This window comes from Streptococcus sp. SN3, from assembly GCF_030439905.1.
Genome location: NZ_JAQFJF010000001.1, coordinates 735,744 through 761,562, shown reverse-complemented (window position 1 = coordinate 761,562; position 25,819 = coordinate 735,744). Strand labels below are relative to the sequence as shown.

The 25,819-nt window shown below is 43.0% G+C and carries 29 protein-coding genes; 22 read left to right on the top strand and 7 right to left on the bottom strand.

The features are described from left to right. Positions 1-4 precede the first annotated feature (4 nt). The 7 genes from PCY71_RS03485 (at position 5) to ftsY (ending at position 8,741) form a co-directional block, all read left to right on the top strand. Entirely contained in the window at positions 5-805 is an 801-nt protein-coding gene (locus PCY71_RS03485) for an MBL fold metallo-hydrolase (protein WP_101771582.1), read from the top strand. A gap of 91 nt (positions 806-896) precedes the next feature. After that, the gene (locus PCY71_RS03480) at positions 897-1,256 is read left to right on the top strand and encodes a DUF454 family protein (RefSeq protein ID WP_004192874.1); all 360 of its coding nucleotides are present in this window, start codon (positions 897-899) and stop codon (positions 1,254-1,256) included. Between the two features lie 121 nt (positions 1,257-1,377). After that, positions 1,378-2,076, top strand: a complete 699-nt coding sequence (gene rnc / locus PCY71_RS03475; protein ID WP_002903151.1) for a ribonuclease III — start codon at positions 1,378-1,380, stop codon at positions 2,074-2,076. After that, positions 2,067-5,603: a chromosome segregation protein SMC gene (gene smc, locus PCY71_RS03470; RefSeq protein ID WP_101771581.1), complete on the top strand. Its 3,537-nt coding sequence runs from the start codon at positions 2,067-2,069 to the stop codon at positions 5,601-5,603. The genes rnc and smc overlap by 10 nt, the downstream gene beginning before the upstream one ends. A 1-nt stretch (position 5,604) precedes the next feature. Further along, positions 5,605-6,399 (top strand): Cof-type HAD-IIB family hydrolase, encoded by a 795-nt coding sequence (locus tag PCY71_RS03465; protein ID WP_002903149.1) that lies wholly within the window; start codon positions 5,605-5,607, stop codon positions 6,397-6,399. Then, a complete protein-coding gene (locus PCY71_RS03460; protein ID WP_301412446.1) occupies positions 6,399-7,217 on the top strand; it encodes a Cof-type HAD-IIB family hydrolase in 819 nt (272 codons plus the stop codon). The genes PCY71_RS03465 and PCY71_RS03460 overlap by 1 nt, the downstream gene beginning before the upstream one ends. A 3-nt stretch (positions 7,218-7,220) precedes the next feature. Continuing rightward, a complete protein-coding gene (gene ftsY, locus PCY71_RS03455; RefSeq protein WP_048774229.1) occupies positions 7,221-8,741 on the top strand; it encodes a signal recognition particle-docking protein FtsY in 1,521 nt (506 codons plus the stop codon). Positions 8,742-8,792: 51 nt separating this feature from the next. On the opposite strand, the gene zwf is transcribed toward ftsY, so the two are convergent. The 4 genes from zwf to PCY71_RS03435 form a co-directional block, all read right to left on the bottom strand. Further along, on the bottom strand, positions 8,793-10,253 hold the full coding sequence (zwf, locus tag PCY71_RS03450; protein WP_048774227.1) for a glucose-6-phosphate dehydrogenase: 1,461 nt from the start codon (positions 10,251-10,253) through the stop codon (positions 8,793-8,795). A 174-nt stretch (positions 10,254-10,427) separates the two neighbouring features. Beyond that, a complete protein-coding gene (locus PCY71_RS03445; protein WP_002897211.1) occupies positions 10,428-11,246 on the bottom strand; it encodes a TIGR03943 family protein in 819 nt (272 codons plus the stop codon). Continuing rightward, complete coding sequence (locus tag PCY71_RS03440; RefSeq protein ID WP_002909306.1) at positions 11,243-12,148, bottom strand: permease; 906 nt, start codon at positions 12,146-12,148, stop codon at positions 11,243-11,245. Before PCY71_RS03440 ends, PCY71_RS03445 begins: the two co-directional genes overlap by 4 nt. Further along, positions 12,145-12,282, bottom strand: coding sequence for an SPJ_0845 family protein (locus PCY71_RS03435; protein ID WP_002909307.1), 138 nt, complete (start codon positions 12,280-12,282; stop codon positions 12,145-12,147). Before PCY71_RS03435 ends, PCY71_RS03440 begins: the two co-directional genes overlap by 4 nt. A gap of 178 nt (positions 12,283-12,460) precedes the next feature. Here PCY71_RS03435 and PCY71_RS03430 point away from each other — a divergent pair, with 178 nt between their 5' ends. The 10 genes from PCY71_RS03430 (at position 12,461) to PCY71_RS03385 (ending at position 19,779) form a co-directional block, all read left to right on the top strand. Next, positions 12,461-14,593: a Tex family protein gene (locus PCY71_RS03430; RefSeq protein ID WP_048774225.1), complete on the top strand. Its 2,133-nt coding sequence runs from the start codon at positions 12,461-12,463 to the stop codon at positions 14,591-14,593. After that, positions 14,580-15,017 carry a SprT family protein gene (locus PCY71_RS03425; RefSeq protein WP_048774223.1) on the top strand — a complete coding sequence of 146 codons (438 nt, stop codon included), beginning with the start codon at positions 14,580-14,582 and terminating at the stop codon, positions 15,015-15,017. Before PCY71_RS03430 ends, PCY71_RS03425 begins: the two co-directional genes overlap by 14 nt. A gap of 137 nt (positions 15,018-15,154) precedes the next feature. Beyond that, on the top strand, positions 15,155-15,430 hold the full coding sequence (locus PCY71_RS03420; RefSeq protein ID WP_023916493.1) for a PspC domain-containing protein: 276 nt from the start codon (positions 15,155-15,157) through the stop codon (positions 15,428-15,430). 71 nt (positions 15,431-15,501) lie between these two features. Beyond that, entirely contained in the window at positions 15,502-15,990 is a 489-nt protein-coding gene (locus tag PCY71_RS03415; RefSeq protein ID WP_301412445.1) for a histidine kinase, read from the top strand. Between the two features lie 12 nt (positions 15,991-16,002). Further along, positions 16,003-16,437, top strand: coding sequence for a hypothetical protein (locus tag PCY71_RS03410; RefSeq protein WP_048774221.1), 435 nt, complete (start codon positions 16,003-16,005; stop codon positions 16,435-16,437). 47 nt (positions 16,438-16,484) lie between these two features. Then, the gene (locus PCY71_RS03405) at positions 16,485-16,976 is read left to right on the top strand and encodes an NUDIX domain-containing protein (protein ID WP_002909312.1); all 492 of its coding nucleotides are present in this window, start codon (positions 16,485-16,487) and stop codon (positions 16,974-16,976) included. Between the two features lie 138 nt (positions 16,977-17,114). Next, entirely contained in the window at positions 17,115-18,050 is a 936-nt protein-coding gene (hprK, locus tag PCY71_RS03400) for an HPr(Ser) kinase/phosphatase (RefSeq protein ID WP_002909313.1), read from the top strand. After that, positions 18,043-18,828 (top strand): prolipoprotein diacylglyceryl transferase, encoded by a 786-nt coding sequence (gene lgt / locus PCY71_RS03395; RefSeq protein ID WP_002894973.1) that lies wholly within the window; start codon positions 18,043-18,045, stop codon positions 18,826-18,828. The genes hprK and lgt overlap by 8 nt, the downstream gene beginning before the upstream one ends. 57 nt (positions 18,829-18,885) lie before the next feature. Further along, a complete protein-coding gene (locus PCY71_RS03390; RefSeq protein ID WP_002897219.1) occupies positions 18,886-19,284 on the top strand; it encodes a DUF948 domain-containing protein in 399 nt (132 codons plus the stop codon). A 15-nt stretch (positions 19,285-19,299) separates the two neighbouring features. Then, positions 19,300-19,779: a YtxH domain-containing protein gene (locus PCY71_RS03385; protein WP_002909316.1), complete on the top strand. Its 480-nt coding sequence runs from the start codon at positions 19,300-19,302 to the stop codon at positions 19,777-19,779. A gap of 121 nt (positions 19,780-19,900) precedes the next feature. Here PCY71_RS03385 and PCY71_RS03380 read toward each other — a convergent pair whose 3' ends face one another. Further along, a complete protein-coding gene (locus tag PCY71_RS03380; RefSeq protein WP_009659279.1) occupies positions 19,901-20,203 on the bottom strand; it encodes a DUF3270 family protein in 303 nt (100 codons plus the stop codon). A gap of 130 nt (positions 20,204-20,333) precedes the next feature. On the opposite strand from PCY71_RS03380, the gene PCY71_RS03375 reads away from it, so the two are divergent. The 3 genes from PCY71_RS03375 to PCY71_RS03365 all read left to right on the top strand — a co-directional run bounded on the left by PCY71_RS03375 (position 20,334) and on the right by PCY71_RS03365 (position 23,173). Next, a complete protein-coding gene (locus PCY71_RS03375) occupies positions 20,334-21,263 on the top strand; it encodes a peptidase U32 family protein (RefSeq protein WP_048774328.1) in 930 nt (309 codons plus the stop codon). Between the two features lie 227 nt (positions 21,264-21,490). Further along, positions 21,491-22,777 carry a U32 family peptidase gene (locus PCY71_RS03370; protein ID WP_032912412.1) on the top strand — a complete coding sequence of 429 codons (1,287 nt, stop codon included), beginning with the start codon at positions 21,491-21,493 and terminating at the stop codon, positions 22,775-22,777. A gap of 72 nt (positions 22,778-22,849) precedes the next feature. Then, complete coding sequence (locus PCY71_RS03365; protein ID WP_032912414.1) at positions 22,850-23,173, top strand: CHY zinc finger protein; 324 nt, start codon at positions 22,850-22,852, stop codon at positions 23,171-23,173. A gap of 26 nt (positions 23,174-23,199) precedes the next feature. On the opposite strand, the gene PCY71_RS03360 is transcribed toward PCY71_RS03365, so the two are convergent. Beyond that, positions 23,200-23,556 carry a hypothetical protein gene (locus PCY71_RS03360; protein ID WP_002899965.1) on the bottom strand — a complete coding sequence of 119 codons (357 nt, stop codon included), beginning with the start codon at positions 23,554-23,556 and terminating at the stop codon, positions 23,200-23,202. 90 nt (positions 23,557-23,646) lie between these two features. Between PCY71_RS03360 and PCY71_RS03355 the strand changes: the two genes are divergently transcribed. Further along, positions 23,647-23,859, top strand: coding sequence for a YdbC family protein (locus tag PCY71_RS03355; protein WP_002897227.1), 213 nt, complete (start codon positions 23,647-23,649; stop codon positions 23,857-23,859). Between the two features lie 24 nt (positions 23,860-23,883). On the opposite strand, the gene PCY71_RS03350 is transcribed toward PCY71_RS03355, so the two are convergent. Beyond that, the gene (locus PCY71_RS03350; RefSeq protein ID WP_032912415.1) at positions 23,884-24,429 is read right to left on the bottom strand and encodes a biotin transporter BioY; all 546 of its coding nucleotides are present in this window, start codon (positions 24,427-24,429) and stop codon (positions 23,884-23,886) included. A gap of 471 nt (positions 24,430-24,900) precedes the next feature. On the opposite strand from PCY71_RS03350, the gene PCY71_RS03345 reads away from it, so the two are divergent. After that, positions 24,901-25,632 carry a cyclase family protein gene (locus PCY71_RS03345; protein WP_032912416.1) on the top strand — a complete coding sequence of 244 codons (732 nt, stop codon included), beginning with the start codon at positions 24,901-24,903 and terminating at the stop codon, positions 25,630-25,632. Positions 25,633-25,819 lie beyond the last annotated feature (187 nt).

Here is a 25,819-nt window from a genome sequence, read left to right as displayed (position 1 = left end):
AAACATGACTAAAGGATTTCAATACAGTATTCTGGCGTCGGGATCAAGCGGTAACTGTTTCTATCTGGAAACAGACCAAAAGCGGATTCTGGTTGATGCTGGCTTATCAGGCAAGAAAATTACTAGTTTGTTGGGCGAAATTGGCCGCAAGCCTGAGGATTTGGATGCCATTTTAGTGACTCATGAGCACAAGGACCACATTCATGGTGTTGGAGTATTAGCTCGCAAGTATAATTTAGATATTTATGCTAATGAGGCTACATGGAAGGCTATGGAAAAGGACTTGGGCAAACTGGATGCTAGTCAAAAGCATATCTTTGAGTTAGGCAAGACCAAGACCTTTGGAGACTTGGATGTGGAGAGCTTTGGTGTCAGTCATGACGCAGCCTGTCCACAATTTTACCGCTTTATGAAGGATGACAAGAGTTTTGCCATGCTGACGGATACGGGCTATGTCAGTGACCGGATGGCTGGAATTATCGAAAATGCCGATGCTTACCTGATTGAGAGCAACCATGATATTGAAATTCTCCGCAGCGGTGCCTACCCATGGAGTCTCAAGCAGCGGATTCTGTCTGATATGGGTCACTTGTCCAATGAAGATGGAGCAGAGACCATGATTCGGACTTTAGGCAATCGCACCAAACGGATCTATCTAGGGCATCTCAGTAAGGAAAATAATATCAAGGAATTGGCTCATATGACCATGGTCAATCAACTGGCTCAAGCCGATATGGCAGTCGGCCACGATTTTCAGGTCTATGATACCTCACCTGATACCGCAACGCCTTTGACGAGTATTTAGACACCAGACCGAAAGGTTTGGTTTTATTGCTCTAGTGCGGTATCCATTATATATTTAAAAAGTAACGGTTTTATTTTGCAAAGGAGCTTGTATGCGACCAATTTACTTTGTGGTAGGTCTCTTATCTTTAGGGTTAGGAGTTTTGGGGATTTTTCTGCCTCTCCTGCCGACGACACCATTTCTTCTCTTGTCCATTGCCTGCTTTTCACGCAGTTCCAAGCGCTTTGAGAATTGGCTCTATCATACAAAGATGTACCAGATCTATGTGGCAGATTTTCGAGAGACGGGAACGATTGCCAAGGAGCGTAAAAAAAAGATCATCGTTTCCATCTATATCTTGATGGGGATTTCCATTTTTCTAGCGCCTATTATTTGGGTTAAGATTGGACTGTTGGGTCTGACCATTTTTATCACCTATTATTTGTTTAAAGTAATTCCAGATAAGGAATAGAAATCACTGTCAGCAGGTGCGTTTGCGCCTGTTTTTTGTTATAATAGAGACTGTATATCTTTGGAAAGGAAAAGGTATCATGCTGCTTATCTGACTGAAGCCAGCATGATGTAAAATAGTAATGGAAAATTTGAAAAAAGCATTGCTGGAGCAGTTTGACTTGGTTTTCTCTGATGAGACCTTGTTGGAAACAGCTTTTACCCATACGAGCTATGCCAATGAGCACCGCCTCTTAAAAATTTCACACAATGAACGCTTGGAATTTTTAGGAGACGCTGTTCTGCAACTGATTATTTCGGAGTATCTTTATACCAAGTATCCTAAGAGACCAGAGGGCGACTTGTCCAAGCTGCGCTCTATGATTGTTCGGGAGGAGAGTCTAGCAGGCTTTGCCCGTGATTGTCAGTTTGATCAATTTATCAAGCTGGGACGCGGAGAGGAGAAGTCTGGCGGCCGGAATCGTGATACGATTTTAGGAGATTTGTTTGAGGCCTTTTTAGGCGCTTTGCTCTTGGATAAGGGTGTGGAAGCAGTCAAAAGCTTTCTCTATCAAGTCATGATTCCTAAGGTGGAAGCGGGAGATTTTGAGCGGGTGACGGACTATAAGACCAAGCTGCAGGAGTTGCTGCAGATTAATGGTGATGTGGAAATTGCCTATCAGGTCGTCTCTGAAACAGGACCGGCTCATGCCAAAAATTTCGAGGTGGCCGTTCTCATCAATGGTCGCAAGTCCGGTCAAGGCCAGGGGCGTTCTAAAAAGCTGGCCGAGCAGGAAGCTGCTAAAAACGCATTTGAAAAGGAAAGTTCTTCATGTTTTTAAAGGAAATTGAAATTCAGGGCTTCAAGTCATTTGCTGATAAGACTAAAGTTGTCTTTGATCAGGGAGTGACAGCGGTTGTTGGGCCAAATGGTTCCGGCAAGTCCAATATTACGGAGAGCCTGCGCTGGGCCTTGGGAGAGTCCAGTGTGAAAAGTCTGCGGGGCGGCAAGATGCCCGATGTGATTTTTGCGGGAACAGAAACCCGCAAGCCCCTTAATTACGCATCAGTGGTAGTGGTTCTGGACAACAGCGACCAATTTATCAAGGATGCTGCCAATGAGATTCGGGTGGAGCGTCACATTTACCGCAGCGGTGACAGTGAGTATAAGATTGACGGCAAAAAAGTCCGTCTGCGCGATGTTCATGATCTTTTCATGGATACTGGGCTGGGACGAGATTCCTTCTCCATCATTTCCCAGGGGAAGGTCGAGGAAATCTTCAACAGCAAGCCGGAGGAACGCCGGGCAATCTTTGAAGAAGCGGCTGGAGTGCTTAAGTATAAGACACGCCGCAAAGAAACGGAAAGCAAGCTTAGTCAAACCCAGGATAATCTGGATCGACTGGAAGACATTATCTACGAGCTGGAGAGCCAGGTCAAGCCCTTGGAGAAGCAGGCTGAAACTGCTAAGCGCTTCTTGAGTCTGGATGGCCAGCGCCGAGAGCTTTACTTGGATGTTTTGGTCGCTCAGCTGACAGCTAACAAGGAAAGGCTGACTCAGGCTGAAGAAGATTTAAGGAATATCCAGCAGGAGTTAGTAGCCTACTACAGCAAGCGCGATGAGCTGGAAGTTGAAAATCAAACCTTGAAGGCCAAGCGCCATGAGCTCAATCAAACTTTGTCTGATGATCAAGCTAGTTTGCTGGAATTGACCCGCTTAATCAGTGATTTGGAGCGTCAGATTGACCTTTCTAAGTTGGAGTCCAGTCAGGCAGCGACGAGCCGTCGGGAAAATGAAGAACGTTTGGCCGCTTTGTCAGAAAAACTGGCTCAGATAGAAAGCAACATAGAAGACAAGCAGGCTGAATTGAGCCAAATAGCTGCCAAACTGAGTGACAATGAGCAGTCTATCTCTGCTTTGGAAGCAGAATTAGCAGACTTTTCAGATGATCCAGACCAGCTGATTGAGCATCTGCGTGAGCAGTATGTCAAGCTCATGCAGGAAGAGGCAAATCTTTCTAATGACTTGACTTCTCTGGAGAGTCAGCTGGCTAGTGAGCTTAAATTAGCTGAGAGCAAGAAGGCAGACTATGCTAAGCTGCAGGTTGATTTGGAGGCTAGTCAGACTCAGGAGCAGGCTGGTTTGGAAGAGTTGGAAATTGCTCGCCAAGCCCTCAAGGGCCTACTGGCTGACTACCAGAGTCAGATCCAGTTGGTAGAGAAGCTAGAGGCTGACTATAAGCATCAGCAGACTAAGATGTTTGAGCTTTTGGACGACCTCAAAAACAAGCAGGCACGTTCTAATAGTTTGGAAGCCATTCTCAAAAATCACAGCAATTTCTATGCTGGGGTTAAGAGTGTGCTGCAGGAGGCAGGCCGTCTAGGTGGCATTGTTGGAGCTGTTAGCGAAAAGCTTAGCTTTGATCCCCACTATCAGACAGCGCTGGAAATTGCCTTGGGAGCCAGCAGTCAGAATATCATCGTAGAAGATGAGGCGGCTGCGACTCGGGCTATCGAATTTCTGAAGAAAAATCGGGCTGGCCGGGCAACCTTCCTGCCTTTAACAACCATCAAGCCGCGTCAGCTGCCTGACCATAACCGTGCTACGATTGAAAAAAGTGCTGGTTTTCTGGGACTGGCTTCTTCTCTGGTCAGCTATGATTCATCGTTAGACAGCATTTTTCAAAATCTGCTGGGAACGACCGCTATTTTTGATACAGTGGAGCATGCCCGAGCGGCAGCTCGTCAAGTACGCTATCAGGTTCGCATGGTGACTCTGGATGGAACAGAGCTTCGGACTGGAGGTTCTTATGCTGGTGGTGCCAACCGCAATAACAATACTATCTTTATCAAGCCGGAGCTAGATGCTTTGCTTGAGGAGATAAAGCAGAAAAATGTCAGCTTGAAAGAGCAGGAAGAAGCAGTGCAAATTCTGCAAAACCAGCTAAGTCAGGCTAAGCAGGTATTGGAACAAATCAAGACAGATGGTGAGCAGGCTCGTTTAGCTGAGCAAAAGGCTAATCTAGCCTATGAACAGTTAGCCAAGCGCGTAGAAGAACTCACAAGCCTGAAAAATCTACAGGAACAGGAGTTGGCTGGTCAGTCTGCTTTGGATATTTCGGAAGAGAAAGAGCGACTGCAGACCCGCTTGACTGAGATTGAGCAAGAAAAAACGGACATCACTGCGGAAATAGAGCAGGTTAAGTCAAACAAAGATGCAGTTCAGGCTCGTTTTGACAAGCTTTCCTCTCGTTTAGCTGAACTCAAGCTCCAGCGTACAGAGCTGACCTCCAACCAACGCTTTGAAAAGAATGACTTGGAACGTCTGTCCGAGGAAAAAGCCAGCCTTGAAAAAGAGCAGGCGACCTTGGAGCTTTTGATGGAGCAAAAGGAGCAGTCCAGCCTGCAAAAGGTGGACATTACGATTTTGGAAGAGCAATTAGACACTGCCAAGCAAGAAAAGACTGACCTGAATCAAAGACTGATTCGTCTGAAATTTGAGCTTGAAGATTTAGAAGGTCAGTCTGATGATATTGCTAGTCGATTGGAGCAAGCCCGTCATCAAAATGAAGAATTGATTCGCCGGCAAGCCAAGGCAGAGGCAGAAAAGGATAAGCTCATGGATGTCATGCGCCGTCTGGCAAGCAATCTGACAGATGACTATCAGATGAGTTTCGAAGAAGCGAGCAGCCAGGCTCGTCCGTTAGAAAGTTTACCAGCTGCTGAAAGCCAGGTGAAGGATTTGGAAAAAGCCATTCGAGCTTTAGGTCCGGTCAATCTGGAAGCAGTCGAGCAGTTTGAAGAAGTCAGCAACCGTTTGAACTTCCTCAATGAGCAACGAGACGACGTCCTATCAGCTAAAAATCTGCTATTAGAGACGATTGAAGAGATGAATGACGAAGTTAAGGAACGCTTTAAATCAACCTTTGAAGCCATTCGTGAAAGCTTCAAGGTGACTTTCCGTCAGATGTTTGGCGGTGGTTCTGCAGACCTGATATTGACGGAGGGAGACTTGCTGACGGCTGGTGTAGAAATCTCTGTTCAGCCACCTGGCAAGAAAATCCAGTCGCTCAATCTGATGAGCGGTGGTGAGAAGGCCTTGTCAGCTTTGGCTCTGCTCTTCTCTATCATCCGCGTTAAGACCATTCCTTTTGTCATCTTGGACGAGGTGGAAGCAGCGCTGGACGAGGCGAATGTTAAACGCTTTGGGGATTATCTCAATCGATTTGACAAGGACAGCCAGTTCATCGTGGTCACTCACCGTAAGGGAACCATGTCAGCTGCAGACTCTATTTACGGAGTTACCATGCAGGAGTCTGGCGTTTCCAAGATTGTCTCGGTCAAGTTAAAAGATTTAGAAAGTATGTAAAATGAGTATAAAATTAGTAGCAACGGATATGGACGGCACCTTTTTAGACAGTAAAGGTCAGTTTGATATGGACCGTCTCAAGCAAGTTTTGGCTCGCTTCAAAGAAAAAGGCATGTATTTTGCCGTAGCCAGCGGGCGCGGCCTCTTGTCGCTGGAAAAGCTGTTTGAGGAAGTGCGCAATGAGATTATTTTTATTGCTGAAAACGGTAGCTTAGTTGAGTTTCATGGTGAGGACCTCTATGAAGCAACCATGCCACGGAACTTTTATCTCAAGGTTTTTGATAAGCTGCAGGAATCTCCCTATGTCAATGTCAATGAGCTTCTTTTGACAGGCAAACGTGCCTGCTATGTCTTGGAGACAGTGGATCCAACCTATCTTTCCTTCAGTGCTCATTATAATGAAAACATTCAAAAAGTGGCTAGCTTGGCTGATATCGACGATGAAATTTTCAAGTTTACGACCAATTTTGCTGAGGACCAAGTCGCAGCTGGTGAAGCTTGGGTCAATGAGAATATCGATGGAGTTAAGGCCATGACAACTGGCTACAAGTCCATTGACATCGTTCTGGACCATGTGGATAAGGGGGTTGCCATTGTTGAGCTGGCCAAGAAGCTAGACATAGATCTTTCTCAGGTTATGGTTTTTGGTGATAATCTCAACGATTTGCACATGATGCAGGTGGCTGGCTATCCGATTGCGACTGAAAATGCTCGCCCTGAGATTTTAGAAGTCGCCAAGGAAGTCATTGGCCACCATGATGCTCAGTCGGTTATCACTTACATGGAGGGATTATAATGGCAGATATAAAACTGATTGCTCTGGACTTGGATGGAACTCTTCTGACTTCAGACAAGAAGATTTCTGACCGCAATTTGGCAGCTCTAAAAGCAGCTCAGGATAAGGGAGTTAAGGTAGTTCTGACTACTGGTCGTCCCCTTAAGGCCATGGACTTTTTCCTGCATGAGCTGGGAACAGACGGTCGAGAGGATGAGTACACCATTACTTTTAATGGTGGTCTTGTTCAGCGCAACACTGGAGAAATCCTCGATAAAACAGTCTTTTCTTATGATGATGTAGCCCGGATTTATGAGGAGACAGACAAGCTCCATATCCCCCTTGATGCTATCTGCGAAGGGCTGGTCTATCAGATTCAATCCGATCAAGATTCGCTTTATGCTCAGTTCAATCCAGCTCTAACCTTTGAGCCCATTGATTTTAGTGATTTATCCAGCCAGCAGACTTACAATAAATGTGTCACTGCTTATGCTCAAGAACCACTGGATGCGGCTATTGAGCAAATTTCACCGGAATTATTTGAGCGCTATGAGATTTTTAAATCTAGAGAATGCTTGCTGGAGTGGTCCCCTAAAAATGTCCATAAGGCTAATGGTTTGGAGAAACTGATTGCCCATTTAGGTATTGAGAGAAGTCAAGTCATGGCCTGTGGTGATGAAGCCAACGATCTGTCTATGATTGAGTGGGCTGGTCTGGGAGTGGCCATGCAGAATGCAGTAGCCATTGTTAAAGAAGCAGCCAATGTGGTGACACCTATGACTAATGATGAGGATGCAGTGGCTTGGGCTATTGAAGAATATGTACTAAAGGAGGATTAGCCGATGGGATTATTTGATCGCCTTTTTGGCCGAAAAAAGCAAGAACCGCCGATCGAAGAAGTTGTCAAGGAAGCATTGGAAAATATTGGCGAGATTGAAGAAGAAACAGCGCCTGCTCCAGAAGCAGGAGAAAATCTTGAAGCGAAAGCTGTTCAGTCCTACCAAGGCGAGCAGCAACTTGATGACCAAATTTCGGATACAAAAGATAGTTTGGCTGATGTTGAAGAGCCAGCATCTCAAGCTATCCAAGAAGAAAGCAAGGAGCCAGAGCATGAAAGAGAAATTATTGCAGAAAATCAAGAAGTGGCTCAAAGAGCAACTCAGACTGAAGAAACTCTAGAAGAGCATCAGCCTGAAAGCAGTGACGAAACGGTAGAAGAACTTATTGAACAAACAGACCTGTCAGATGAAGCATCATCTTATACTGAGCATGAAGCAGTTTCTTATGACGAGGTGGGAACTGATTCAAATAATGAGTTCGAGCTCGAAACAGAAGCTGAGTCACTAACAGAATCAGAACAGGTCGACCAAGCAGCTGATGTTGCTGAAGAATCAGAAGTAGCAGCTACAGAAGAACCTGCTGAACTTCCTCAAGAGGAATCCACTCAGGAAAAATATGACCGCAGCCTAAAGAAGACTCGGACAGGATTTGGAGCACGACTCAATGCCTTCTTTGCTAATTTCCGCTCAGTAGATGAAGAGTTCTTCGAAGACTTGGAAGAGCTGCTCATCACTAGTGATGTAGGGGTTCAAGTGGCTTCCAGTCTGACTGAGGAATTACGCTATGAAGCCCGTCTGGAAAATGCTAAAAAACCAGCTGCTCTGCGTCAACTGATTATAGAAAAACTGGTGGACATTTATGAGAAAGATGGCCGCTTTAATGAAAAAATCAATTTCCAAAATGGGCTTACTGTCATGCTCTTTGTTGGGGTCAACGGAGTCGGTAAGACTACCTCTATCGGTAAACTAGCCTATAAGTACAAACAACAAGGTAAGAAAGTCATGTTGGTAGCTGCAGATACATTCCGAGCTGGAGCAGTGGCTCAGCTGGCTGAATGGGGTCGGCGCGTAGATGTTCCAGTAGTAACGGGGCCTGAAAAGAGTGACCCTGCCAGCGTGGTTTATGACGGTATGGAGCGTGCTCAAGCAGAGCAGGTTGATGTTCTTATGATTGACACGGCGGGACGCCTGCAAAATAAAGACAATCTCATGGCAGAGCTAGAGAAAATTGGCCGCATTATTAAGCGGGTGGATCCAGAAGCACCGCATGAAACTTTCCTAGCTCTCGATGCTTCAACTGGTCAGAATGCTCTGGTTCAGGCCAAGGAATTTTCTAAAATCACCCCAGTCACAGGAATTGTACTGACGAAAATTGATGGAACAGCTCGAGGCGGGGTTGTGCTAGCTATTCGTCAGGAATTGGATATTCCGGTCAAGCTGATTGGCTTTGGAGAAAAGATTGATGATATCGGTGAGTTTAACTCAGAGAACTTTATGAAAGGCCTGCTTGAAGGCTTAGTATAAAGCAAAAAAGCCAGTACACATACTGGCTTTTTTATGAACAATTTTTAAATTTTATTTGTTTGGAGACCACTGCCAGTCAGCTCCAAATTCTCTAAGGAGTTCAAAGGCGGCATCCGGTCCCATAGAACCGACAGGATACTCATGGAGAGGCACTTCATTGCTACGCCAGAGCTCTTCAATCTGATCGATCAGCTCCCAGCTGGAGCGCACTTCATCCCAGTGGCTGAAGTTGGTTGAGTCATTGTTAAGGACGTCAAAGATTAATTTTTCGTAAGGATCAGGGGATGCACCACTAGCTGTTGCGTCTGTTCGATAGTCCAGAGAGAGAGGAGCTAAGCTGAAGCGCTCGCCGACCTCTTTGCCATTCATGCTAAGTGAGAAGCCCTCAGTTGGCTGGATGTGAATGGTCAGAACATTTGGTGCTAATTCCTCGCCAAAGATGGACTCCATTTGCTTAAAGACGATATTGACAAGAGTGCCTTTTTCAGTGAGGCGTTTACCAGTCCGGAAGAAAAATGGAACATCACGGAAATGCTCGCTATTTACGAAGAAAGCTCCTGAAGCAAAGGTTTCAGTCATGGAGTCAGGATTGACATTAGGCTCACTCCGGTAGGAGATGTATTTCTTACCTTTGACCGTGCCTGACTTATATTGACCGCGGATAAAGAAGCGTTTTAAGTCATCTTTGTCGGGCTGTACCAAGCGTTCAAAAACTTTGACTTTCTCTGCCCGAATGTCCTCTTTGCTGAAGCTTTTCGGCTTGTCCATAGCTAAGAGTGACAGGAGCTGCAAGGTATGATTCTGAACCATATCGCGTAGAGCACCGGACTGGTCATAGTAGCCACCACGTTCTTCGACACCTAGCTTTTCGGCAAAGGTAATCTGGACATTGTCAATGTAGTCACGATTCCAGATATTTTCAAAGAGAAGATTGGCAAAGCGAATAGCGAAGATGCTCTGAATCATTTCCTTGCCTAGATAATGGTCAATACGGAAAATCTGCTCTTCATCAAAGGCCGCCAAGAGTTCTTCGTTAAGTTGGCTGGCGGTTGCCAAATCTGTTCCGAAAGGCTTTTCGACAATCAGACGTTCAAATCCTTTGCCATCTACGATATTTTCTGACTTGAGATGTTTGGCAATGGTACCGAAAAATTGCGGAGCCATGGACAGGAAGAAGAGTTTATTGTGCTCGGCTTGGTACTGCTCATTGAGTCGGTTTTGAAGCTTACGCAGCTCAATGTAGTGCTCAGTATCCTGCACATCATGACTTTGATAGTAGAAGTGACTGGCAAACTCTTGGGCTTGCTCTGGACTGTCAGCTAAATCAGCGATTGCCTCGACAACGACAGACTCAAAATACTCCTTGCTCCAAGGCCGGCGGGCTGTTCCAATAACTGCAAAATGCTTGGAAAGATTGCCAGACTTATAGAGCCTGAAGAGGGATGGATAGAGTTTTCTTTTGGCCAAGTCACCGCTGGCTCCGAAAATTGTAACAATAACTTTTGAAGACATCCTGATACCTATTTTCTAAATGATGTCTCTATTTTATCACAATTTTTCTAAAGATTGTATTCAGAAATTCGGTTTCTGAAAAGGGAGATAAATAGAAAGAAATTGACCACTGCTTGAAACATATTCAAATACAAAAAATGAGGCTAAGACAAAATTGTGCCAGCCTCGTTTTCTTTATTCAAATACCCGATAAACGTAAGGATTGTCCGGTTTTTCTACCTTATCAAAGCTTTCAACTTCTAGAGTTGGCAGGCTTTGTCCCAGACTTTTATGGTAGTGCATGGTAATTTTTCCCTTGGCATGAATCCAGGTATTATTCTCGAAATGCTGGGTATTTCCAGTCGTCAAGAGGCCATAGACACCTGAGTCGGCGATACAATGGATAATACCGAAACGAAAGAGAAATTGGCTCTTCTGGTCGCTGGGGTCATTGTAGACAAAGCCGGTGAACTCCAGCGTTTTGCCTACAAACTCGTCGGGATAATCATAGATGACCTCCATGATTTCCATGTAGTTCTCAGTTGTGACCTGAATGGTATCTTGCTTGACATATTTCTTGGCGGCTGCCCGCATTTCTTTTTCGTAAGCTCCTTTGGTAAAGTAGGTGCTAGTGTCAGGCTTCAGGTATTGACTGGTAGTGCCTTCGTCCTGCTGAATAGCAGTTGAAGTTCCCTCAGCCAGTGGGAAATGAAAACCTTTGGCCGAAACTGTTGTCGAATCCAAGGTAACAGTTGGAAAGAAAATTCCCACAAAAAGCGGAATGACAAGGAGCATCACGCTGCCTAACTTGGCCCAGCGAGTATTTAAATGACTGTGGACCTCCATCTTCTTCATCCAGATGATGAGCTGCACAACTGCCAAGATAAAAGATAGAATCATAGACAAGTAGGCCAGATAGGAGTAGTGGAGATTGATATATTGGTTGAGCTTGCCTGTCAGCTGTAGGTACATGGTGATCTCAAAGTAGCCGACTAAGATTAGAAATCGGATCATAGCACTACCCCCACAAGCCAAGAGTAAAGAAAGACGACGACAGTAACCAGGCTGATAAATTGCCAGATAAAGCGTGTCTTAAAGTAGTTTTTCATCATCAGCAGATTCTTGACATCTAGCATAGGCCCAATGACCAAGAAAGCTAAGACTGGCGATAAGCCGAAGCTAGCAATCAAGGAGCTCCCGATGAAAGCATCAGCTTCGCTGCAAAGTGAGAGCAGGAAGGACAGCAGCATGAGCAGGAGAATAGCAACAGCCGGTGTTGAGCTGATGGAGGTCAAGATTCTGGTTGGCACATAGACCTGGACTAGGCTGGCAAAGAGACAGCCAAAGACCAGATAGCGACCTGTATCGAAAAATTCATCAATGGCTTGAACGAAGACTTGAAAAAGCTTTTGTCCCTTGCTGAGATGTGAAAAGTCATGCTCATGAACAGCCTTGCGATTTTCTTTTTGGATATTGCTGTCTGCAAAGAAGCCCAGAAAAATCCCTAAAAGAATAGCCACGACCATAGAACCTAAAGCACGAAGCAGAGCCATTCGGAAGGAATTACCAAAGGCTGAGTAGGTCGCAAAGAGCACGATGGGGTTGATGACTGGAGCCGTTACCAGAAAAGGCACAGCCGTGTAACTGGGAACTTTCTTTTCCAGAAACCGATTGATAATAGGGACGATTCCGCACTCGCAAGAAGGGAAGACAAAACCAATCAAGCTTCCAAAGAAAATCCGAGCCCATTTGTTCTTGGGTAGGAAACGATAAACCTTGTCTGGCGTGACATACACCTCGATAAAGCCAGAAATGATACTTCCAATCAAGACAAAAGGCAGGGCTTCAATGATAATAGAGAGAAAGATGGCACCAGCTTGCAGGACACTGGCCGGTAGCTGAGAGAAGAAGCTCATTCTTTCTTATCCTTCTCGTTTTTAGATTTTTTCTTGTCTTCCTCAGGGAACTCTACCTTTTTCATCTTGGGCAGGGTCGCAAACTCCTCGAACATCTTGTCCAAATCGTCTGATCTAGTAAATTTAACAGCCATAAAGGCACCTCATTTCTAAAATAATAATTCTATTATACTACCAATCATCAAAAAATGAAATTTTGAAACATAAGGGACTTCTTGTCGCTGATTTACCCTAAATTTTTTTGTACAAATAGTACTAAATAGTTCTAAAATAGCCTATCTTTCAAAGCACTTGTGATATAATAGGATTGTTATGGAAAATATAAATATTGAAAAAATTGCCCAGAAATTGGGCCTTAAAGAAAGCCAAGTATCACAGGTCCTAGATCTGACCGTTGAGGGAAATACGATTCCTTTTATTGCTCGTTACCGTAAGGAAATGACGGGAAATCTGGATGAGGTCGAGATTAAGACAATCATTGACCTAGATAAGAGCATGACTGCTTTGGCGGAGCGTAAAGCGACGGTCTTAGCTAAGATTGAGGAGCAGGGAAAACTTACGGATGCTCTTCGCTCTGAGATTGAAGCTGCTGAAAAGCTGGCTGATGTGGAAGAACTCTATCTGCCCTACAAGGAGAAGCGTCGTACCAGGGCTACTATTGCGCGTGAAGCAGGTCTCTTTCCTTTGGCCCGCTTCATCCTACAGGATGCGGCTAATCTACAGGAAGAAGCAGAGAAACTTACTAGTGAAGCCTTTCCGACAGCAGAAGCTGTTCTAGCTGGAGCAGTGGATATTCTGACTGAAGCAATTTCTGAAGATACCAAGCTGCGAGCTTGGACCTACCATGAGATGCAGACCAATTCTTCTATCGTATCCAGTCTCAAAGACGGTGATTTGGATGAAAAGCAGGTCTTCCAGATTTATTATGATTTTTCCGAAAAAGTAGCGACCATGCAAGGCTACCGTACCTTGGCTCTTAACCGTGGTGAGAAGCTAGGTATTCTCAAGGTTGGTTTTGAGCACAATCTTGATAAAATCCTGCGCTTTTTTGAAGTACGTTTCAAGGTGAAAAATGCCTATATTATTGAAGCAGTTCAGCAAGCAGTCAAAAAGAAAATCATTCCAGCCATGGAGCGCCGTATTCGGACCGAGCTGACTGAAGCTGCTGAGGATGGTGCGATTCAGCTCTTCTCAGAAAATCTCCGCCATCTCCTTCTAATTGCTCCTCTCAAAGGCCACGTAGTACTGGGCTTTGACCCAGCCTTTCGGACAGGGGCTAAGTTGGCTGTTGTCGATGCGACAGGTAAGATGCTGACGACTCATGTTATCTATCCAGTAGCGCCAGCAAAGCCAGCTCAGATTGAAGCTTCTAAGAAGGAGTTGTCAGAGCTGATTGAGCAGTTTGGCGTGGAAATCATTGCCATCGGAAACGGCACGGCAAGCCGAGAAAGCGAAGCCTTTGTAGCAGAAGTTTTGAAATCTCATCCGAATGTCAGCTATGTCATCGTCAATGAGAGCGGAGCATCTGTATACTCTGCTAGTGAACTGGCTCGTCATGAGTTTCCAGATTTGACGGTTGAAAAGCGCTCAGCTATTTCCATTGCCCGCCGATTGCAAGATCCTTTAGCTGAGTTGGTCAAGATAGATCCTAAGTCCATCGGAGTTGGTCAGTACCAGCATGATGTCAGCCAGAAAAAGCTGTCTGAAAGTCTGGACTTTGTCGTTGATACAGTGGTTAACCAAGTCGGAGTTAATATCAACACCGCCAGTCCTGCCTTGCTGGCTCATGTAGCTGGTCTCAATAAGACTATTTCAGAAAATATTGTTAAGTACCGGGAAACGGAAGGTTTGATTCGGTCTCGCGAAGCCATCAAGAAAGTGCCGCGTCTGGGCGCAAAGGCTTTTGAACAGGCAGCCGGCTTCCTGCGTATTCCTGAAAGTGATAACTTGCTGGATAATACAGGCGTTCACCCAGAGTCTTATAAGGCAGTGGAGGAGCTCTTTAAGCGTCTTGAAATTAGCAGTTTGGATGAAGCAGCCCAAGCCAAATTAAAAGCAGTTCAGACTGCTAGTTTGGCTGCAGAGCTAGGCTTGGGAGAAGAAACCCTAAAAGATATTATTGCTGATTTGCTCAAGCCTGGCCGAGATTTGCGAGATTCCTTTGACGCGCCAGTTTTACGGCAGGATGTCTTGGATATCAAGGACTTGCGCATCGGTCAAAAGCTGGAAGGGGTCGTCCGGAATGTCGTCGATTTCGGAGCCTTTGTGGATATCGGTATCCACGAAGATGGTCTTATCCATATCTCCAAGCTGAGCACAGACTATATTAAGCATCCTAGTCAAGTCCTATCTGTTGGTGACTTGGTCACTGTCTGGGTGGATAAGCTGGATGTGGAGCGGGAGAAGGTCAACCTCTCTTTGATAGCACCAAATGAATCTAACTAACTATGTCAAGCAGGTTTCGGTTGAAGATTTTGGCTGGGAATTCCGCCACCAAGCTTATTGGAACAAGCGCCTCCGCACTACAGGAGGACGCTTCTTTCCAAAAGATGGCCATCTAGATTTCAACCCAAAAATCTATGAAACTTTTGGGTTGGAGATCTTTCGAAAAATTGTCCGCCATGAGTTAGCTCATTATCACCTCTATTATCAGGGTAAAGGTTACCGCCATGGGGATAGAGATTTTAAAGATCTGCTCAAGCGAGTTGATGGTCTGCGCTACGCTCCATCCTTGTCCGATTCGCAATCTTTTCTCGTCTATGAATGCCTGAGCTGCGGAGCACTTATCCGTCGTAGACGTAGAGTCAATCTTCAAAAATACCGTTGCGGACGCTGTATGGGTAAGCTTCGTTTGTCAGAGAAAGCTTGATAATTAGTAAGAGAGTTCATTAAAGAACTCTCTTTTTTAAAAGAATGAATTTTCTAAACTATAATCAGCCTTTGGCCCGATTGTTTTCTCATGAAATATGGTAGAATAAAGTAAATATGATCATTGAGGTCTCTATCATGAACGTGAAATTCTATAAGTTGAAAAAGAATCGACTGATTTCCGGTGTCTTGTCCGGTCTGTGTGATAAATTTGATTTTGATCTGAGCCTGGTGCGCTTCCTCTTTATTATCTTTACTGTGGTCAATTTCGGCTTGGGAATTCTCATCTATATCCTGCTGGCTATGGTTATGCCCTATAAAGAAGACATAGAAGAAGAAATGTATGGAACCGGCCCGCGCAAACGAAAAGAAGCGGAAGCTATCAAAGACGATAAAGACGGCTGGTTTTGGTAATTCTTAATAAAATAGAAAATTTCGGGATGCACTCCCGATTTTTTACTAGATGAAGAGGAGAGAATGATTTTATGAAAAAATTTTCAATCATACGGTATGCATTCAAGTTCTTGCTTTATATTATTCTGTCATATATTGTTAGTTTTGGAGGACTTGGTCTTCTGGCTTTTCTCCTTAAGTTTAACTATGGTACTAGTCTGACAGTGTCTTTTCTAGGGATGATGATTTTTAGCTATGGTTTTTTAAATTTTTTCTTCTTTCTGTTTACACCGCCAATTAGTCAATCTCTGAAAAAAAGTGTTTTGCTACTATCTATTTTCATGCATCCGCTTTTTATTGCAGTTTCTGTTTTCTTTTTGAATATTTCTCATGAAAATGGTCTAAGTAATTGGCTCAATAGTTTTAAAAGCATGATTCCAATATTATTCATTTGTCTTCTAGTTAATACTTCCCTTTATTTCTTAGCCTATTCTATTAAAAAAGCACGTGAGCAGCTACATATAGCTAAACAAATGGAAAAGGCTGAGTCCCTTGATTTATCAGATCATTTTGAAGATTAGAAAGGCAGTATTATGAAACAATTCTCTTTACCGGTGTATTTATGGAAATTTTTCCTGTACTTGATTATTAGTTTAATTCTACATATAGTTCTTATTTTTGCTGCTGGCATGGTAGTAGGAGGATATGCTGGCTTGTTTGTTTTCTTTATAGGTATTCTAGCTTTTCCATTTGGCCTGTGGAATTTATTCTTTTTCTTGAAAGTATTACCTCCGGATCAAAGCTCAAATCGTTTAGTAGGATTTGTATCTATCTTATTTCTGCCAGTTCTAACTCTCATAATTTATGGTTTTGTTGGAGGTATCCAAATAATTATAAACTCCCTTCCTAACAGCCTATTTTATATTTTTGGTATGCTAGTTTCAAATACAATCCTCTACTCTATAGCTCATTCAATCAATCTTTCTAACTATAAAAAGCGATCTATATCTCAAACTGAAATAGACTAAACCTGGAAAATTCAACGAAATCCTAAGCATTTATTCAAGGAGGAAATATGACAGAAGTTTGGAATGCCTATGACTTAAATCGAAATCAACTCCCTCATCTCTTAGTTCGAGGAGAAAAAATTCCTGAAGGACAGTTTCATCTCTGCGTCAATGTCTTGGTTCGCCATCAGGATGGTGATATTCTCTTTATGCGGCGGTCAGCCAATAAAAGCCTTTATCCTGGCTATTATGAGTTCGGAGCAGGAGGGAGTGTGCTGGCTGGAGAGGATAGCCAGACAGCCGCCTTACGTGAATTAAAAGAGGAAACAGGCTTGGTTCCTGACAGCATAAGACTTTTGGAGCAGGTGTGCTCTGTCAAAGATCAGTGCCATTTCGACTATTATGAAGTGCTTGTGTCTGGCGATAAGAGTCAAGTCCGCTATCAGGAAGGCGAAACAGATGCTCATGTCTGGTTGCCTCTGAAAGAGGTCCCAGATTTTGTAGAAAACCATCCCTGTTTTAATAACCAAAAGAAGATTCTTAACAGCCTGCTTGACTAAGACCATGGCTGTTTTTCTATTTTTACTAAAAAGTTGATTTAAATCAAAATATTTTTTCGCTCTAAAATCAATCTTAAAGATTCTTTTGAGGTAAAAATTTGCTATAATAGAAGCAGACAAATTTGAAGGGAGAAGACAATGTCAGTAAAGGTCAAAGACCTCTTAAAAATGTCTCGTCTGTCTCAGGAGTACGGAGATAAAGTTTTACTGGAGAAAGAAATTAAAACTTCAGATATTTCTCGGCCTGGACTTGAAATGACTGGATATTTTGATTTTTATACACCCGAGCGGATACAGCTGATTGGGATGAAAGAGTGGTCTTATCTGATGAAGATGAGCTCTCATAATCGCCATCAAGTACTGCTGAAAATGTTCCAGCCTGAGACGCCGGTGGTTATCATTGCTCGAAATTTAGAGATTCCTAAAGAAATGATTGATGCGGCTGATGAGAAGCAGGTTGCTATTCTTAGAAGCAAAGCCTCTACTAGCCGCTTGTCTGGAGAAATTTCCAGTTATCTTGATTCTCGTCTGGCTGAGAGGACCAGTGTTCATGGGGTTCTGATGGATATCTATGGCATGGGAGTTCTCATCCAAGGGGACAGTGGAATTGGTAAAAGTGAGACAGGACTTGAATTGGTTAAGCGTGGCCATCGTTTGGTTGCGGATGACCGAGTGGATATCTATGCCAAGGATGAAATGACCCTTTGGGGAGAGCCAGCTGAAATTCTGCGCCACCTATTGGAAATTCGTGGTGTTGGTATCATTGATGTCATGAGCTTATACGGAGCCAGTGCAGTCAAAGATTCTTCTCAAGTTCAGATAGCTGTTTATTTAGAGAATTACGATACTCAAAAAACTTTTGACCGTCTAGGTAATGATACAGAGGAGCTGGAGGTTGCCAGTGTCAGAATTCCACGTATTCGGATTCCTGTAAAGACTGGTCGCAATATCTCTGTCGTGATTGAGGCTGCGGCGATGAACTATCGAGCAAAGCAAATGGGCTATGATGCTACAAAGATCTTTGAAGAGCGCCTCACCGATTTAATTAGCCGGAATGAGGTGAAACATGATTGATCCAGTAGCTATCCAACTAGGACCTATCAGTATTCGCTGGTATGCCATCTGTATTGTCACAGGCTTAGTATTAGCCGTTTATCTTGCCATGAAAGAGGCTCCGCGTCGGAAGATTATTCCTGATGATATTTTGGATTTTATCCTAGTGGCTTTTCCCGTAGCCATCGTGGGTGCCCGGCTTTATTACGTGGCCTTCGAGTGGGATTATTACGGTAAGAATCTGATAAAAATCATTGATTTCTGGAATGGCGGAATAGCAGGTATTGCTATTTACGGCGGGCTGATAGCTGGTGCTATCGTTCTCTACTTTTTTTGTAGGAGAAGGCTGATTCACCCAGTTGATTTTCTGGATATTGCAGCACCAAGTGTGATGATTGCCCAGAGTATTGGTCGCTGGGGAAATTTTGCCAACCATGAGGCCTATGGTGCGGCAGTTAAGAGTTTGGACTATCTGCCTAGCTTTATTCGTGAAAATATGTATATCGAAGGCAGCTACAGACAGCCAACCTTCCTCTATGAATCTGTATGGAATCTGATTGGTTTTATTTTGATTATTGTTCTCCGCCGTCGGCCTAAGTTGCTGAGACAAGGAGAAATCGCCGCCTTCTATCTGATTTGGTATGGATTTGGCCGGATGATTATTGAGGGTATGCGGACGGACAGTCTCATGTTTGCTGGTCTGCGTGTTTCCCAATGGCTGTCGCTGATTCTTATTTTTGTTGGAATCGGCATCATCATTTACCAAAGAAAAAAGAAAGCCCCTTATTATCAAGAATAAGAAATGCTTAGAGCCGCTGACTCTTGTAAGAGATGTCTGCAATGAAAGGAGAGAAATATGATAATTGAAATTGCTTATGCTTTACTGGCGGTTGCCCTCATTATCTTCGTGATTTACTTGACGATTACTGTCAAAAATCTGGGCGAAAAAGCTGGTAAGATGCTAGATGAAACAGAAAATACCATTAAGGTCTTGACTTCTGATGTCAACGTGACCCTTCACCAAACCAATGATTTGCTGGCCAAGGTCAATGTCTTAACTGACGACATCAATCAAAAAGTCGCAACCATTGATCCTTTGTTTACAGCTGTGGCGGACTTATCTGAATCTGTTTCAGATTTAAACGTTCAGGCGCGTACGCTGAGTAAAAAAGCAGTGTCTGCTGGTAAGGGAACAGTCAAAACTACAGCTGGTTTATCTGCTTTGCGTTTTGCTTCAAAATTGTTTAAAAAATAAGAAAGAAGGTCTATTATGGGAAAATTTTCATCACTGTTATTGGGAGCTGTCACTGGTGCAGCTGCTGCCTATTTCCTGACCAGTAAGAAAGGAAAGGAAACGACAGATAAGGTTCGGGACTTTGTAAAGGAATATCAAGAAAATCCTGATGATATCCATGAAGCTGTCGTTCAGTCTGCTAAAGACTTTTCAAATCAAGCTGTTAGCGCAATTCAACAAACCAAAGAAAAGGTTGAGAAAGGCGAGATTACAACTGAAACAGTCATCGAATCTGTCAAAGAAACGACAAAATCTGTCGTTGACTACTCACAAGATAAGTTTAACGAAATCAAAGAAAAATTTGATAAAGAAGAAAGCAGCTTAGCTGAGGAAGAACCTGTGATCTTCGAAGAGGGAGAAGAACCTTCAGAAGAAATCATCATTGACTTCGGAGCAGAAGCGACAGAAGGACAAGAAGAAAAGGCTGTTGAAATAGACAGTCAAGAAGAAAAATAAAACAAAGAAGACTAGCAAAATTGCTAGTCTTCTTTGTTTACAAGAATGAAAAAAAGAACCGAGGACTTAAAGCGTCGTCGGTTTTTCTTATATTTTAAAATCGTAGAATCACAAGGTTGGTTTATTTGTTAGTTTGGCGTTTCTTTGCGAACAGGCGATAAGATTGAATGCTAATCAGGCTGGAAGCAATGGCCAAAGTGAAGGACATAAATGTATTCATTTTTAAACTCAAAAATACAAAGCTAAACAAAACTGTCAAGACACAGAAAACAGCAATATTTAAGAAGAAAAAGAGTTCACTTAATCTTGGTGATGTTTCTGCTTCAGGTAAGTACTCTTGATAGAGTGGTGTTTGTTCAGATTCAATTTCTTGGTAGTAGTAGTCAGTTGGGTCATCATATTGTTGGTATTTTCTTACGTGCATAATTCTCTCTCCTTACAGTACCCTCTAATTCTACCATTTTTTTGCAGTTTTAAATATTACAAAAGAGTTACAAAACGAATAAATTCGAATGAAAAACCACTCCTTTATATTTTTTTGCTATAATGGTTTTATGAAAAAGATAATTATTACAGCAACAGCTGAAAGTATAGAACAAGTTGAGGAACTTTTGGAGGCAAATGTCGATCGAATTTATGTCGGTGAGAAAAATTACGGCCTTCGTTTGCCTCATAATTTTAGTTTAGACGAATTAAATCGAATTTCTGATTTGGTTCACCAAGCAGGAAAAGAGTTGACCGTTGCGGTGAACGCTCTCATGCATCAAGAAATGATGGATAAGATCAAGCCCTATCTTGATTTTCTGCAGGAAATTGGGGCAGATTATATTACCGTTGGAGACGCTGGTGTTTTCTATGTGCTGCAGCGCGATGGTTATAAATTAAAGACCATTTACGATGCCTCGACCATGGTTACCAGCAGCCGTCAGATTAACTTTTGGGCTAAGAACGCAGGAGTTTCAGAAGCTGTCCTAGCGCGTGAGATTCCTTCTGCTGAGCTTTTTAAGATGCCAGAAATTCTGGAAATTCCTGCTGAAGTCTTGGTATACGGAGCTAGTGTCATCCATCACTCCAAGCGTCCTCTTTTGCAGAATTACTATAATTTTACTCATATCGATGATGAAAAGACACGGGAGCGAGACCTCTTTCTGGCGGAACCAAGCGATCCGCAGAGCCATTACTCGATTTTTGAGGACAATCATGGTACTCATATTTTTGCCAATAATGACTTGGATTTGATGACCAAGCTGATAGAATTGGTTGACCATGGATTCTGCCACTGGAAGTTGGAAGGGCTCTACACACCTGGTCACAACTTTGTCGAGATTGCTAAGATTTTTGTAGAGGCGAGAGATTTGATTGAAGCAGGCAAGTTTAGCTCAGACCAAGCATTTGTGCTGGATGAGGAGATTCATAAACTGCATCCGAAAAATCGTATTCTCGATACAGGATTTTATGACTATGATCCCGATATGGTAAAATAAACATTGAAACTAGAGCTCCTTTTAGGAGTTCTTTTTTGAAAACAAAAATAATATTTCTAAAACATGAGTAAAAAATAGATGTTTCAAACTATTTTTTGAATTAATTCGAAAAATCCGAAAATTAGAATTGTGAAAATAATTCAAAGAACCTTGCTTTTAGGGGTAAATTACTATAAAATAATAAGGATTAGACATCAACACTTTTATATTGCAAATAGGAGAAAATGATGGCAAGAAAATTGAAACGACCAGAGGTGTTGTCACCTGCTGGTACTTTGGAAAAGCTAAAAGTAGCTGTTCGATATGGAGCAGATGCTGTTTTTATTGGCGGACAAGCCTATGGTCTGCGCAGCCGAGCTGGCAATTTTACCTTTGAACAGATGGAAGAAGGGGTTCAGTTTGCGGCTCGTTATGGTGCTAAGGTCTATGTCGCGGCCAATATGGTCATGCACGAGGGAAATGAAGAGGGGGCTGGTGAGTGGTTCCGCCGTTTGCGAGACATCGGGATTGCGGCTGTCATTGTTTCAGATCCAGCTTTGATTGCTATCGCAGCATCAGAAGCACCTGGTCTAGAAATCCACCTATCGACTCAGGCTAGTGCGACTAACTATGAAACGCTTGAGTTTTGGAAGAACTTAGGACTAACTCGCGTTGTCCTAGCTCGCGAAGTTTCTATGGCTGAGCTGGCTGAAATTCGCCGACGGACTGACGTTGAAATAGAAGCCTTTGTTCATGGAGCAATGTGTATTTCCTACTCTGGACGCTGTACATTATCCAACCACATGAGTATGCGCGATGCCAATCGTGGAGGCTGCTCGCAATCCTGCCGTTGGAAATACGATCTCTACGATATGCCTTTTGGACAAGAACGTAAGAGTTTGAAGGGGGAAGTTCCAGAAGAATTTTCTATGTCCGCAGTTGATATGTCCATGATTGATCGCATACCAGATATGATTGAAAATGGAGTGGATAGCTTGAAGATTGAGGGACGGATGAAGTCTATTCATTACGTTTCTACGGTGACTAACTGCTATAAAGCGGCAGTTAATGCTTATCTAGAAAGTCCTGAAAAGTTTGAAGCTATCAAGCAGGATCTGGTAGATGAGATGTGGAAGGTTGCTCAACGTGAATTGGCCACAGGATTTTACTATCATACTCCAACAGAGAATGAGCAGCTGTTCGGGGCGCGTCGTAAGATTCCAGAATACAAATTTGTGGCAGAAGTAGTAGCCTATGACGCAGACAGTCAGACAGCGACTATTCGTCAGCGTAATGTTATTCATGAAGGGGATCAGGTTGAGTTTTACGGACCAGGCTTCCGTCATTTTGAAACCTTTATCACAGACCTTCGTGATGCTGATGGTAACAAAATTGATCGGGCTCCTAATCCGATGGAGCTTCTGACCATTCACTTGGAGCAGCCAGTAGAGGCTGGCGATATGGTGCGGGCTCGAAAGGAAGGCTTGATTAATCTTTATAAGGAAGATGGTACTAGCGTGACCATCCGAGCTTAATCTTATATTCATAGATGGCTTTTTAATCTAAAAGCCATTTTTATGAATAGAGGTTATCAGAGAGGAAATAGCATGATTCAGGTTTACGGAGATATTCTTGATGAGGAGACTCGCTGCCAGCATTATCACAGTGAGAGAGATATCATAGCTCTTAAGTGCTTTGCTTGTCAGAAATACTATCCTTGCTTTCTCTGTCATGACCGCTACGAAGACCATTCTTTTATGGCCTATCCTGTGAGTCGGTCAGAAGATCGAGTAGTCCTTTGCGGCCATTGCAGGACTGAGCTGACTATTTCTCAGTACCTTGGCTGTGAGGATACCTGCCCTTTCTGCGCTCATTCTTTTAATCCTGGATGCAAGAAGCATCGATCAATTTATTTTCAGACAAATAAATAACTCTTCCATCCAGCTGGATGGAAGAGCTATCTTTTGAAACGACGATTGGTGATGCGAATGTCTTTCTTTTGGGCTTCACGGATATTATTGGGTACGAGACTGATTCGCTTTATGTCCTGCACGCGGATAATAGTGGTCATACTTTTCTTGAAATTCTTGATAATCAGCTGCAGGCGCTCGCGATCGTATTTGACAATATCGCCGGTGAAGCTTTTATCCAGAAAGATAACGTGGACACCAGATTGTTTACGCAGAGCTAACTCGATGGTACGCAGGATGCGGCCGCTGTCCTCTGGTCCTTGTTCATTCTTTTTGCCACTGATAAATTCGTTGGCTCTTTGCAAAATCATTTCGAGATATTTTTTCATAGCTAAAATCTCCATAACTTGTTACAATATATTATATAACAAAATTCCCTAAATTGTAAATTCTTTTACGAATTATTAATTGGAAAATAAAACAAGAGGTGAAATATGGCTGAATTTACATTCGAAATCGAAGAAAAACTTCTGGTCTTGTCTGAAAATGACAAGGGCTGGACCAAGGAACTTAATCGCGTTAGCTTTAACGGAGCGCCAGCTAAGTATGATATTCGGACTTGGAGTCCAGACCACAGCAAAATGGGCAAGGGAATTACACTTTCTAATGAAGAATTCCAAGTTCTCGTGGATGCATTTAAAAACTGATAGAGAAAGCTTTATCAGTTTTTTCTATTTCTCTGAAAAGTAGGGATGAAATTTCAGACTCTTAAAAATAGGAATGCTGATAATGGTGATGGCAACCATTTTTAGCAAGTCAGGCAGGATAAAAGGAGTTAGGCCAACCGCGACCGACTTAGAGAAATCAAATCCTCCCAAGAAATGCAGTCCTAGGATACCACCGACAAAGACGAGAGCGTCACCCAATACATTGGCTATAAAAATCATATAGAAAGGACTGTCCTTATGAGTCAGACTGGATGTCACAAGCGCAAAGAGTAAGTAGAACCAGAGATAGCCGGCGCTAGGGCCAAAGAGAGCCTGAAAACCACCGCTTCCTCCAGCAAAGACCGGCAGACCAATAGCTCCCAGCAGTAGATAAATAAAGACTGACAAAACAGCTTCGCGAGGTTTGAAAATCGTTGCAATCAAACCGACAGCAAAAGTCTGCAGCGTGATAGGAACGGGGCCAATGGAAATAGTTAATTGGGATAGGACAGCTAGGAAGGCAGCTCCGATAGCTGGGAGGGCAAGAAGAAATGCTTTGTTCTTGTTCATAAATAGTAAACCTCTTTTTAATTTTATGGTAACTATTTTAAAAGCTAAATAAAAAAAAGTCAAGTCCTTCTTAATCGGACGAGACAATTATACAGACAGATTCTTATTTTCGTTTCTTGCTTCTGATGAGCAAGATGAAGAAGGCGATAAGACCAAAAATATTAAAGAAAAGGATGCCCAAGGCCGCAAGAAGTTTTTTTGTTTTACTCATCAGTTTTCCTCATTTCTGGATTGCTTTGTACTATCATATCAAAATTTTCAATGTTTGAATAGGCTTCATTAGAAAAATTAGCTATAGCTTTAAACTATATTATTTTCAATAAAAAAGGATTATCTAAAAGAGCTATAAAGAATTGCAGCAGCACACTTTGATTGATATAATAATGCAAAAGTAAATAAGAGTTTTTGCTAGAGGTGTGGGTGCGTAATCAACATCTTCCCAAAGCAAGACTGACTAGATTGGAGAAGGCTATGACAGATTTATTAAAAATTTATCAGGAATTACAGGAGAAAAAATGGGTTAACTTGTCCCATCAGATTAGGGAAGACAGTCCGCATTTTCCAGCTCTGCCTGCCTTGGAGAAGAAGGACATTTTCACTTTGAAAGACGGTTTTCATGTTCAGCAGTTTTCTGTAGTTGGCCAATACGGGACTCATATTGATGCTCCGATTCACTTTGTGGAGGGTGGTCGCTGGTTGGAAGAGATTGAACTAAAAGATCTTTTCCTGCCTTTGGTGGTTATTGATAAGTCTAAGGAAGTAGCAGAAAATCCAGACTTTATTCTGGCCAAGCAGGATATTTTAGATTTTGAAGCGGAGCACGGGCAGATTGAGACAGGAACGTTTGTTGCTTTTCGCTCAGACTGGTCCAAGCGTTGGCCGAGTCAATCAGCTATGCGCAATCTGGATGATCAGGAGATTCAGCATACTCCTGGGTGGGGACGAGATGCTCTAGAGTTCCTTATCCATGAGCGTGGTGTCAAGGCGGTAGGTCACGAAACTTTTGATACAGATGCGGGTATTCCTACAGCGGAGCATGGGCTGCTCAATGAATACTATCTTTTGGAGCAGGACATTTATCAGCTAGAAGTTATGACCAATCTGGATCAGCTGCCGGCTAAAGGTGCTCTCATCTCGATTAGTTTTCCCAACTGGCATCAAGCCAGCGGTTCACCAGTTAGAGCTGTAGCTATTTTACCATAAAGAAAAAGGAGTCTGAGATTTCATTTCAGGCTCCTTGTCTCATATAATAACTAATAAAAAAATCGCTTTTTATAATCTTTGGAATTTCTTGATGGATATTTCAAAGGAATATCAAATGAAGCTGAAATAGCTAAAATTTACAATCTTACAAAAATGTAAGATTCGTCTGTAAAATGAAAGATTAGGT

Bases quoted from the DNA above. Each gene is read 5' to 3' on its own strand.
- ftsY (WP_048774229.1), top strand. From the start codon at position 7,221: ATGGGATTATTTGATCGCCTTTTTGGCCGAAAAAAGCAAGAACCGCCG.
- PCY71_RS03410 (WP_048774221.1), top strand. From the start codon at position 16,003: ATGAAACAATTCTCTTTACCGGTGTATTTATGGAAATTTTTCCTGTAC.
- PCY71_RS03465 (WP_002903149.1), top strand. From the start codon at position 5,605: ATGAGTATAAAATTAGTAGCAACGGATATGGACGGCACCTTTTTAGAC.
- PCY71_RS03345 (WP_032912416.1), top strand. From the start codon at position 24,901: ATGACAGATTTATTAAAAATTTATCAGGAATTACAGGAGAAAAAATGG.
- PCY71_RS03355 (WP_002897227.1), top strand. From the start codon at position 23,647: ATGGCTGAATTTACATTCGAAATCGAAGAAAAACTTCTGGTCTTGTCT.
- PCY71_RS03435 (WP_002909307.1), bottom strand. From the start codon at position 12,282: ATGGCTGTTAAATTTACTAGATCAGACGATTTGGACAAGATGTTCGAG.
- PCY71_RS03380 (WP_009659279.1), bottom strand. From the start codon at position 20,203: ATGCACGTAAGAAAATACCAACAATATGATGACCCAACTGACTACTAC.
- PCY71_RS03445 (WP_002897211.1), bottom strand. From the start codon at position 11,246: ATGATCCGATTTCTAATCTTAGTCGGCTACTTTGAGATCACCATGTAC.
- rnc (WP_002903151.1), top strand. From the start codon at position 1,378: ATGGAAAATTTGAAAAAAGCATTGCTGGAGCAGTTTGACTTGGTTTTC.
- PCY71_RS03375 (WP_048774328.1), top strand. From the start codon at position 20,334: ATGAAAAAGATAATTATTACAGCAACAGCTGAAAGTATAGAACAAGTT.
- PCY71_RS03420 (WP_023916493.1), top strand. From the start codon at position 15,155: ATGAACGTGAAATTCTATAAGTTGAAAAAGAATCGACTGATTTCCGGT.
- PCY71_RS03480 (WP_004192874.1), top strand. From the start codon at position 897: ATGCGACCAATTTACTTTGTGGTAGGTCTCTTATCTTTAGGGTTAGGA.
- PCY71_RS03370 (WP_032912412.1), top strand. From the start codon at position 21,491: ATGGCAAGAAAATTGAAACGACCAGAGGTGTTGTCACCTGCTGGTACT.
- PCY71_RS03390 (WP_002897219.1), top strand. From the start codon at position 18,886: ATGATAATTGAAATTGCTTATGCTTTACTGGCGGTTGCCCTCATTATC.
- PCY71_RS03405 (WP_002909312.1), top strand. From the start codon at position 16,485: ATGACAGAAGTTTGGAATGCCTATGACTTAAATCGAAATCAACTCCCT.
- PCY71_RS03360 (WP_002899965.1), bottom strand. From the start codon at position 23,556: ATGGAGATTTTAGCTATGAAAAAATATCTCGAAATGATTTTGCAAAGA.
- zwf (WP_048774227.1), bottom strand. From the start codon at position 10,253: ATGTCTTCAAAAGTTATTGTTACAATTTTCGGAGCCAGCGGTGACTTG.
- PCY71_RS03440 (WP_002909306.1), bottom strand. From the start codon at position 12,148: ATGAGCTTCTTCTCTCAGCTACCGGCCAGTGTCCTGCAAGCTGGTGCC.
- PCY71_RS03425 (WP_048774223.1), top strand. From the start codon at position 14,580: ATGAATCTAACTAACTATGTCAAGCAGGTTTCGGTTGAAGATTTTGGC.
- PCY71_RS03365 (WP_032912414.1), top strand. From the start codon at position 22,850: ATGATTCAGGTTTACGGAGATATTCTTGATGAGGAGACTCGCTGCCAG.
- PCY71_RS03415 (WP_301412445.1), top strand. From the start codon at position 15,502: ATGAAAAAATTTTCAATCATACGGTATGCATTCAAGTTCTTGCTTTAT.
- PCY71_RS03350 (WP_032912415.1), bottom strand. From the start codon at position 24,429: ATGAACAAGAACAAAGCATTTCTTCTTGCCCTCCCAGCTATCGGAGCT.
- PCY71_RS03430 (WP_048774225.1), top strand. From the start codon at position 12,461: ATGGAAAATATAAATATTGAAAAAATTGCCCAGAAATTGGGCCTTAAA.
- PCY71_RS03385 (WP_002909316.1), top strand. From the start codon at position 19,300: ATGGGAAAATTTTCATCACTGTTATTGGGAGCTGTCACTGGTGCAGCT.
- lgt (WP_002894973.1), top strand. From the start codon at position 18,043: ATGATTGATCCAGTAGCTATCCAACTAGGACCTATCAGTATTCGCTGG.
- PCY71_RS03460 (WP_301412446.1), top strand. From the start codon at position 6,399: ATGGCAGATATAAAACTGATTGCTCTGGACTTGGATGGAACTCTTCTG.
- smc (WP_101771581.1), top strand. From the start codon at position 2,067: ATGTTTTTAAAGGAAATTGAAATTCAGGGCTTCAAGTCATTTGCTGAT.
- hprK (WP_002909313.1), top strand. From the start codon at position 17,115: ATGTCAGTAAAGGTCAAAGACCTCTTAAAAATGTCTCGTCTGTCTCAG.
- PCY71_RS03485 (WP_101771582.1), top strand. From the start codon at position 5: ATGACTAAAGGATTTCAATACAGTATTCTGGCGTCGGGATCAAGCGGT.